Source organism: Steroidobacter cummioxidans (assembly GCF_003104955.1).
Map to the genome: position 1 here is coordinate 87788 of NZ_LSRW01000005.1, position 10093 is coordinate 97880.

Sequence of the window (10093 nt, forward strand, 5' to 3'; positions counted from 1 at the left end):
AGAACGGGGATGCGACTCAGGCGTTCGGGTTCACACCTTTGCGAGCCGAATCCATCGCCGCGAGAATATCTTGAGTCTCGTGGCTGGAGAATATGTCAGTTAGTGACGCGGTCACCTTGCGTTGCCAGTTGGCATGCTCGGTATCGGTGCCCGGCACGTTGACCGGATCGGTCATGCCGATCAGATCCTCGATCTGCAGCAGCGCAATATTGGAACTGGACAAACCGATGAACGCATGCACTGCTCGCGACAACGCTGCCGAGTAGGTTGGCAGCGGCTCGCCGTCGTGCCAGTGCCACAAGTCCGCCGCAACCAACGCTCTTAGTAAGCAGACACGATCTCGTACGCGCGCATCCTGTGCTTGCTGACGCAGCTCATCCGTCGGATACAAGTCGAGCTGCGCGCGTAAAGTCACATCGCTGCCTTCCCACCAACCTCGCAGCGTCGGCAGATCGTGCGTCGTGACGACTGCCATCGCGTGCGGCACATATTCCTCCGGTCGTTTGAAAGTGCCGTCGAGCGCCTGTTCGAACATCAACACCTTGTAGTGATAGGTGCGGTAATGCTCCATCGCCTCGGTCATCGCTTCCGGCACCGTGCCCAGATCCTCGCCAATCACGATGCAGTGATTGCGCTGGCTTTCCAGCGCCAGAATGGCGATCAGATCGGCCAGCGGATAGTGGACATAGGTCCCGTCCTTCGACAGCAGACCGCGCGGCACCCACCACAAACGATACAGCGTCATCACGTGATCGAAGCGCAGCGCTGCCACGTAACGCATCATGTTGCGGACCAGGCCGATGAACGGCTGGTACTGTTGAGCGCGCAGCTCGATCGGATCCTGCGGCGGAATGCCCCAGTCCTGGCCTTTCAACGCCAGCGCATCCGGAGGCGCGCCGACCGAAGCGCCCTGCAGATACAAATGACGGTTGGACCACGTCTCCGATCCTGCTGGATTGGCACCGACAGCGACGTCGCCGTAGATGCCAATGGCCATGCCACACTCACGAGCAGTGCTCTGTGCGGCGGCCAATTGTTCGGCCGCGAGCCATTGCAGATATTGAAAGTATTCCACTTCCTCGGCGCGCTCCTGAGCGAACCGCTGCACGGCCGATGAGGTTGGATCGCGATATTCCTCGGGCCAGCTCGGCCAGCCCCAGTACTGCGGTCCTTGCAGGCGGAAGTGGCCATCGAGCGCGTCGTAGATCGCATGCAAGCGCAGTGGATCGCCCTGAATCTCCTGGAATCGGCGGAAGGTGTGACCGCGCGCCGTGTTCTCGCCGAGATGCCGCGCTCGAAAGCTCGCGTACAACAAGGCAAGAATCTCGAACTTGGCCGCCGCGACTCTGACGTAATCGACGTTCCTGGTGGCGCGCAGCTCCTGCAGCGCCGCCTGAAACTTCTGGTCCGCGACACGTTTGCGCGCCGGCTCGCATTCGGCGAAGTCGGGCACGTCCTCGACGCTGACATACAGCACATTGAGGAACTGACGATTCGACGGACTGTATGGACTGATGTGCGACGGGTTCGCCGGCATCAGCGCGTGTAGCGGATTCAGGCCGATGATGCCGCAGCCCAGCGGCGCCGACAGACGGATCAGGTTGCGCAGGTCGCGAAAGTCACCGACACCCCAGTTGTCGTCAGCACGCACGGAATACAGCTGCACGGCGATGCCCCAGAGTTTCTTACCCTCGGCGATCGCATGCGCTTCGAAACACTGCTCGGGCGTCACGACGACTCGCAGCGCCCCTTGCAGGCCGGTATCCAGAACGAACGATGCCGAGTGATAGCCGAGCGGCAACTCGGGCAGCTGCACGGACAAGCGTCGATAGGAACGATTGTCGACGTTCGCTTCCTCGACCACTGGCAGCTTCGACAGCAGAGCATGGCCGGTGCGCGACTCGCCGCTCTCCAGCGTCACACTCCACTCAACCTTCTTCGCGGCCAGATCGACCGGCACGGCGATCGGCACTGTAACCGGCTGTCCTTCGTGAGCGACGACGACCGGCGGCACGAATCCCGTCCAGCGACGCGCCTGGAACTCATGAATGGATTTCTCGGCCGCATTCGCGTCGGCCGCGTCCACATGCAGCGCCGCCAGAATGGCGGCTTGCGATTCGACCGAGACTTGCTTGGGCTGGCCGCGAAAATCGAGATAGGAATCCGCGATTCCGTACAGCTGGGCAAGTTCGCGGATCGGGTTGGCCATTTACGTTTTCAGTGCAAAGCCACTACGAACGGTTACCGGTGCCGCGCCATCGGCGAGCAATACACAGGAATGCGGCGCGACCACGCAATTCTGCCCGGCGCCGAGCCGGTCGCCGAGATCGTTGGCACGCCAGCGCGCCGTGTCGAACACGATTTGCCACACCACCCCGGTGGTCGGGGCGGGCAACAGGAAATCGCAAGGTTGGTCGCCGGCATTGCAGAGAAACAGCAGATGTCCGTTCGGTGTTCCATAGGGATCGGTGAAAGCATGACCGATCAGCACGCCGATGGCACGCGCGTTCGCGTCATGCCAGTCGCCGGCGTTCAGCTCATGACCGAGCGGATGTCGCCAGCTGATGTCCTTGTGCTCGCGATCGACCTGGCGCGCACCTTTGAGGAAGGTATCGCGTCTCAAGCCGGCCGCATACCGTCGCAACGTGAGCAGTTGCCGTACGAACGCAGTCAACCAGCTGCGGCGCTCCGCCAGCGACCAATCCACCCAGCTCAGCTCGTTGTCCTGGCAGTAGGCATTGTTGTTACCTCGTTGCGAACGCCCGAACTCATCGCCGGCCAGCAGCATCGGTACGCCCTGCGACAGCAGCAAGGTCGCGAGCAGATTGCGAATCTGTCGTTCGCGCAGCTCGACCACCGCAGGATCGTCGGTCGGCCCTTCGACGCCGCAGTTCCAGCTCAGGTTGTGATTGTGGCCGTCGCGATTGTCTTCGAGATTGGCTTCATTGTGCTTCTGTTCGTACGCCGTAGCGTCGTAAGCGGTGAAGCCATCGTGACAGGCAATGTAATTGATGCTCGCGGTCGGCCGACGGCCGCTGGCGCGAAACAAATCGCTGGAGCCGGCGAAGCGCTCGGCGAGGTTGCCGAGAATGCCGGGATTGCCTCGCCAGAAGCCGCGCACGGTGTCGCGATACAGATCGTTCCATTCCGACCAGCCGGCCGGGAAGTGGCTGAGCTGATAGCCGTCCGGGCCCACATCCCACGGCTCGGCGATCAGCTTCACATAGCGCAACGACGGCTCGGCCGCGACCGCTTTGAAAAAGGCGGCGTCGGTACGGAATGGCGCGTTGTCACGCCCCAGCACGGCGGCCAGATCGAAGCGGAAGCCGTCGACGTGCATCTCCTCCACCCAGTAACGCATGCAATCGATAATCAGCTTGCGGGCAGCGGCATTGCCGACGGCGATCGTATTGCCGGTGCCGGAACGATCGACGTAGCGGCTGAGATTGGTGCTGTCGAGCCTGTAGTAAGCGGCATTGTCCAAGCCGCGCCAGCTGAGCGTCGGCCCGTGCTCGTTGCCTTCGACGGTGTGATTGAACACCACATCGAGAATCACCTCGATGCCGGCGGCATGCAATGCCTTCACCATGGTGCGGAATTCAGCGACCGGATCGTCGACGCCGTAATCCGGATGCGGCGCGAACCAGGCCAGCGGGCTGTAACCCCAATAATTCACCATGCCGCGTTTAGCGACGAACTCCTCGGGAACGAACGCTTGCACCGGTAGCAGCTCGACCGCGGTGATGCCCAGCTGCTTGAGATAGTTGATGACTGCTGGTTGAGCGAGACCCAGGAACTTGCCGCGCTCGCGCTCGGGCACGGCCGGATGCAGTTTCGTGAATCCCTTGACGTGCAACTCATAAATGACGCTATCCCGCCACGGCACCGCCGGCGGACAATCCTCGCTCCAGGCGAATTCGGATTGCACGACGCGCGCCTTGTACATGTACGGCGCACTGTCCGCGGTGTTTATTTGATCGGTCGGGTGGTCGGGCAGATGACCGAACAGCGCGGCATTCCATTCGAACTTGCCCGCCAGCGCGCGTGCATACGGATCGAGCAGCAGCTTGTTCGGGTTGTGTCGCAGGCCATACGAAGGATCGTACGGACCATGCACGCGATAGCCATATACGACGCCCGGCACACCATGCGGCGCGGGCAGAAAACCGTGCCAAACATTTTCAGTGCGCTCGGGCAGTGCGAGACGGACCAGCTCGCGCTCGCCGCTGTCATCGAACAGACATAGCTCGACGCGTGCGGCGCCGCTGGCATGGACGGCGAAATTCACACCATTGCCGGTCCAGGTGGCGCCCAGGGGCCCCGGGGATCCGGTTTGCAGGCTGGCGTGAGAGAAATCAGCGGGTACGGCGTTCATCAGCGGAATGGTGACCGATACGGGGGCCGCATGAAAAGTAGCGATTCGCGAAGATGCCTGATTGACTTCGCAGTTTCAGGAGATGCCGCACCTCAAGCGCGCGCCCAGATCACCACGCTCAACGGCGGCAGATTCAGTGTGATGCGCGCCGGGAAGTCGCGCCAGGGTTCGTCATACGCCTGGATGTCAGTCTGTGGTGCATAGCCTGAACCGCCGAAGGCAGCGTCGTCGCTGTCGAGCAGCTTGCGATAGCGACCGCCGGCCGGCGCACCAAAAGTGTAATTGTCCCGCGGCACGGGCGTGGCGTTGAACGCGATCAACAACTGCGTGCCGCCCTCGCCCGGCAGACGCTGGCGCAGGAACGCGAACACGCTTTCGTTGGCATTGTCCACTTCCAGCCAGCGAAACCCTTCCCAGCTGTTGTCGCTGCCATGAAGCTCGGGATAGTCGCGATACAAACGATTCAGCGCGCGACACCAGGCCTGCAGCTGTCGATGATGCGGATGCTGAAGCGCGGCCCATGCCAGATCTTCATAGTCGCGCCATTCGTGCCATTGCCCGAACTCGCCGCCCATGAACAGCAGCTTCTTGCCCGGGTGCATCATCATGTAGCCCAGCAGGAAGCGATGATTGGCGAGCTTGCGCCACTCGTCGCCCGGCATCTTGTCCAGCAGCGAGCGCTTGCCGTGCACGACTTCGTCGTGGGACAGCGGCAGGATGAAATGCTCCGAGAACGCGTACACGAACGAGAAGGTAATCAGATTGTGATTGTGCCCGCGGTACAGCGGGTCTAGCGCCATGTAACGCAGCGTGTCGTTCATCCAGCCCATGTTCCATTTGAAATGGAAGCCGAGCCCGCCCAGGTGCACCGGCCGCGTGACGCCCGCGAACGAAGTGGACTCTTCGGCCATGGTGACGACGCCGGGGAAGTAATGCCCGACCGTCCAGTTCAGCTGCTTCAGGAAGTCGATCGCCTCGAGATTCTCGCGGCCGCCATATTGATTCGGCGTCCACTCGCCGGCCTTGCGCGCGTAGTCCAGATAGATCATGGACGCGACCGCATCCACGCGCAGTCCGTCGATGTGATATTGCTCGATCCAGAACAGCGCGTTCGCAATCAGAAAATTGCGCACCTCGTGGCGGCCGTAATTGAAGATCTTCGTGCCCCACTCCATGTGCTCGCCACGGCGTGGATCCGAATGTTCGTACAGCGCCGTGCCGTCGAAATCCGCCAGGCCATGGCCGTCGCGCGGAAAGTGCGCAGGCACCCAATCCATGAACACGCCAATGCCGGCCTGATGCAGGCGATCGACGAAGCGCATGAAATCCTGCGGCGTGCCGTGCCGCGCGGTCGGCGCGAAGTGGCCTAGAACCTGATAGCCCCACGAGCCATCGAACGGATGCTCGGCGACGCCGACCAGCTCGACGTGCGTGTAGCCCATGTCGACCACATATGGAATCAGCTGATCGGCGAGCTCATCCCAGGTCAGAAAGGCGGGCTTGCGATGCCAGGAGCGGCGCCACGAGCCCGGATGCAGCTCATAGATAGAGATCGGCGCACGCAGCGGGTCCCAGTTGCGCCGCTGGGCCAGCCATTGGTCATCGCCCCACTGGTAGCCGTCGATATCGGCGATGATCGAAGCGCTCTGCGGGCGCAACTGCATCTGGAATGCATACGGATCGGATTTCATCAGGTGCTGACCGTGCGCACCGATGATTTCGAATTTGTAACACGCGCCTACGCCGGCGCCGGGAACGAATAGCTCCCAAACGCCCGACTGGCCGCGACGCTGCAGGACATTGCGATTGCCATCCCAGTCGTTGAAGTCACCGACCACGCTGACCCGCTGCGCATTCGGCGCCCACACCGCAAAGCGAGTGCCGGCGACGCCGTCGTGCACTTCCGGATGCGCCCCCAGCTTCTGCTGGATGTGGTGATGATTGCCCTCACCGAACAGGTGCAGATCGAGATCGGAGAGCCCGGACGTCATAAGTGTGGAATGAGTTCTCGCCTGAAGCTGTCCTTTCACAACACCGCCCGGTCGCCCGGGTTCCCGATCACAGCACTGGCTTGATGGACCAGATGTTGTCCGCGTACTCGCGGATGCTGCGATCGCTGGAGAACGGCCCCATGCTCAGCGCGTTGATCACCGACTTGCGTGTCCATTCTTCCGTGTTCCTGAACAGTTCGTCGACGCGCGCTTGCGCGGCCATGTATTCGTGGAAGTCCGCCAGCACCAGGAAATGCTCGCCGTGACTGAGCAGACGATCGCTGACCACCTTCGAGTCGAAGATGTTGTCCGGAGTGAAATAACCGGAGTCGATCAGCTCGATGGCGCGCTTCAGCACTGGATTCCTGGCCACTTCGTCCGCCGGCGAATAGCCCTGCGCGCGGCGGGCAATCACTTCCTCGGTGGTCATGCCGAAGATGAAAATATTCTCGTCGCCCACCGCGTCCTTGATTTCGATATTGGCGCCGTCGAGCGTGCCGATGGTGAGCGCGCCATTCAACGACAGCTTCATGTTGCCGGTGCCCGACGCTTCCATGCCGGCCGTGGAAATCTGCTCCGACAGGTCGGCCGCCGGCATGATGTCCTGCGCCAACGAGACGTCGTAGTCCGGCAGGAAACAGACCTTCAGCTTGTCGCCGATGCGCGCATCGTTGTTGATGACGTGCGCGACGTTATTGATCAGCTTGATGATGGCTTTCGCCATGTGATACCCGGGCGCCGCCTTGCCGGCGAACATCACGACGCGCGCCGGCGTCGAATCGTTCGGGTTGTCCAGCAAGTGCTGATAGCGCGCCACGACGTGCAGCAGATTCAACAGCTGCCGCTTGTATTCGTGAATGCGCTTGACCTGGACGTCGAACATGGCATCGACGCTGATCGTCACGCCGAGCAGTTGGTGAATGGTCTTGGCCAGCCGCTCCTTGTTCGCACGCTTGATGTCGCGGAAACGATTGCGGAAGTCGGCATCGTCCGCAGCCCACTTCAGTCGCTCCAGATCTTCGAGATCGTTCTCCCACGCCGAGCCGAGCTTCTCGGTCAGCAGCGCGGACAACAGCGGGTTGGCCTGCTTCAACCAGCGCCGCACGGCAATGCCGTTGGTAACGTTGGTGAAGCGCTCCGGCCAGAGCTGGGCGAAGTCGGCGAATATGGTTTCGCGCATCAGCCGCGAATGCAGCTTCGCGACCCCATTCACTCGATGGCTGCCGACCACGGACAGATAGGCCATGCGCACGCGGCGATCGCCGTCCTCGTTGATGAGCGACATGCGACGCCGACGATCCAGGTCATGCGGGAACTTCGTGCTGACCTCTTCCAGGAAATCGCGATTGATCTGATACACGATCTGCAAGTGACGCGGCAGCAGTCGCTCGAAGAACGCCACCGGCCAGGTTTCCAGCGCTTCCGGCAGCAGCGTATGGTTCGTGTAGCCGCACACTTCACGCGTGAGCTTCCACGCCGGCGCCCACTCCATGTCATAAGTGTCGACCAGCAAGCGCATCAGCTCGACGACCGTCAGTGCCGGATGCGTGTCATTGAGCTGGACGGCGATGGCACTGGATAGATCTTTCAGCGGCCGGCGCTCGGCCAGATGCTGTCCGAGCAAATCCTGCAAAGAGGCGCTGACGAAGAAATACTGCTGCTTGAAACGCAGCTCCTTGCCTTGCGGTGTCGAATCGTCGGGATACAGCACGCGCGTAAGATTCTTCGCGTCGATCTGTTCGGCGACCGCGGCTGCGTAGTTGCCATGATTGAAGGCTTCGATACGAAACGGAGTGATCGCGCGCCCCGACCACAGCCGCAGATGATTCACCGTGGGACTGCGATTGCCCGGAATCAGCAAGTCATAACCGACTGCCCAGACATCCTGGGTATCGACCCACTCGTAGCGCACGCGACCGTTTTCGTCGCGAGTGGCACGACACTGACCGCCGAAGCGCACGCGGTGACGCACGGCGCCCTGCCCGCTCTCCCAAAAGTTGTGAAAGCCGAGCCAGGAGCTGGCGACTTCGCGCTGCGCGCCGTCCTTCTCGATGACCTGCGTAAAAATGCCGTAGTCATAGCGAATGCCATAACCGGTGGCTGCGTAACCGAGCGTGGCGAGCGAATCCAGAAAACAAGCGGCGAGACGACCGAGGCCGCCGTTGCCGAGACCGGGATCTTCTTCCTCGGCGGCAATGTGTTCGAGATCGTGGCCGAGCGACTCGACGGTCTCGCGCACTTCGGTGAGCAACTCGTCCTCGAACGAGGACAGCGCATTGATCAGACTGCGACCGAGCAGGAACTCCATCGACAGATAACAGATCCGCTTCACGCGGGCGCGCGCTACCCGCCGGCCGGTGGCAATCCAGCGTTCGGTAAGTTCTTCACGGACGGCGATCGATAGCGCGTCGTAGATGTCGCGGCGGGTCGCATTGTCGGGCGACTTGCCGAGTACACGTTCCAAGCGATCGACGATCGCTTCACGGACGGCACCGAGGCGCAACGGCACCGCCACACGAATCGCAGAACTCTGCGCCATGAAAAGCCTCTCTTATTTAACCTCGGCCACCTGCTCGGCGACGATGCGCCAAGACGCGCCTTCGCGCACCAGGGTCAACTCCTTACGCAACGAGTTGGTGCCGAACTTCTGCACGAAACGCACGATGCGCCGATCGGCGCCATCGGGCTCGACTCGCATACCCTCGACGACTGAATCGGGCACCGGACCAGTGGCCACCTGCTCCCGACGCTGCTCCAGCCAGGCTGCGCTACCGGCCGAATCCGTCGGCGCGGTGAAGCTCGCAGAATAAAGCGCAACAACCGCATCCGCTTCGCGGTTTGCCCAAGCTTGTGCCCAGCTCGCGACCACCTCTTCGGGCGAGCGCGCCGTTGTGCCGGTAGAGCGGAAGTACGACGGCGGCTCATCCAGGCAGCCAGAGCCGGTATGCCGACCGGCGGTGGGCTCTGGGATCGCCAGCGCCTCCGCACGGTTCGGCTGAGTCATGCCGTCCGGCACTTTTAGCATCGGATTGTTACGCGAAGCCAGATAAGGCTCGTTCTTCTCCTTGCATACGGCCTCAGTGCCGCCGCCACAGGCAGCCAGCAACGGCAGCAGCAGGGCACAGCCGACGATCAGCCGCCAGGCAGGCAAAAGCGCGCGAATCTTGTTCATGCAGACGGAACCCAGGAATGTTCTATGGTCGATGGCCAGGGCCGCTCGACAGGCGAGCGGCGAATGCTACGCGGCGGACGGATTTACGCAACCGGCTCGCAGCGCACGTCAGTTTTGACCGACGAAGCGATGAAACATTCATCGTGCGCCCGATGATGCAGCTGATTCAGCTGCTCGGCGCTGGGCTGCTGCCCGGAAAACACCGCTTTGGGCCGCAGGGTCACGACCGTCATGGCCATCTTGCCGGCCTCGTTCCGGGCAATGACGCCGATCGCCGGATCCTCGTAGGTGTCCACTACCAAGCCCGCCTGCGCCGCGAATGACAGGAAAAACAGCATGTGGCAGCTGGATAACGAAGCAACGAACGCTTCCTCGGGATCGACCGCACTCGGGTCGGACAGCGGCACACGAACCACGTGAGGCGAACTCGAGCCCGGGACGGTGACCCCGCCATCGAAGCGCCACTCGTGCGCCCGCGAATACTTGTTGTCGGTGAATACAGCGCCCAGGCGCTGCCAGTAGATCGTCGCGGTGTACTCGCTCATCGACTTCTAT

The 10093-nt window shown here is 61.9% G+C and carries 6 protein-coding genes; all 6 read right to left on the reverse strand.

Annotated elements, in window-relative coordinates:
* Positions 1-16: 16 nt before the first annotated feature.
* The gene (gene malQ / locus D0550_RS04125; protein ID WP_116807841.1) at positions 17-2209 is read right to left on the reverse strand and encodes a 4-alpha-glucanotransferase; all 2193 of its coding nucleotides are present in this window, start codon (positions 2207-2209) and stop codon (positions 17-19) included.
* Positions 2210-4375, reverse strand: coding sequence for a glycogen debranching protein GlgX (gene glgX, locus D0550_RS04130; RefSeq protein ID WP_116807842.1), 2166 nt, complete (start codon positions 4373-4375; stop codon positions 2210-2212). It lies immediately after the preceding gene.
* Positions 4376-4467: 92 nt separating this feature from the next.
* Positions 4468-6366: a 1,4-alpha-glucan branching protein GlgB gene (glgB, locus tag D0550_RS04135; RefSeq protein ID WP_116807843.1), complete on the reverse strand. Its 1899-nt coding sequence runs from the start codon at positions 6364-6366 to the stop codon at positions 4468-4470.
* Between the two features lie 67 nt (positions 6367-6433).
* Positions 6434-8905, reverse strand: coding sequence for a glycogen/starch/alpha-glucan phosphorylase (locus D0550_RS04140; protein WP_116807844.1), 2472 nt, complete (start codon positions 8903-8905; stop codon positions 6434-6436).
* A 12-nt stretch (positions 8906-8917) separates the two neighbouring features.
* The gene (locus tag D0550_RS04145) at positions 8918-9538 is read right to left on the reverse strand and encodes a Cif family virulence factor (protein ID WP_116807845.1); all 621 of its coding nucleotides are present in this window, start codon (positions 9536-9538) and stop codon (positions 8918-8920) included.
* 83 nt (positions 9539-9621) lie between these two features.
* Positions 9622-10083, reverse strand: a complete 462-nt coding sequence (locus D0550_RS04150; RefSeq protein ID WP_116807846.1) for an OsmC family protein — start codon at positions 10081-10083, stop codon at positions 9622-9624.
* Positions 10084-10093: the final 10 nt, after the last annotated feature.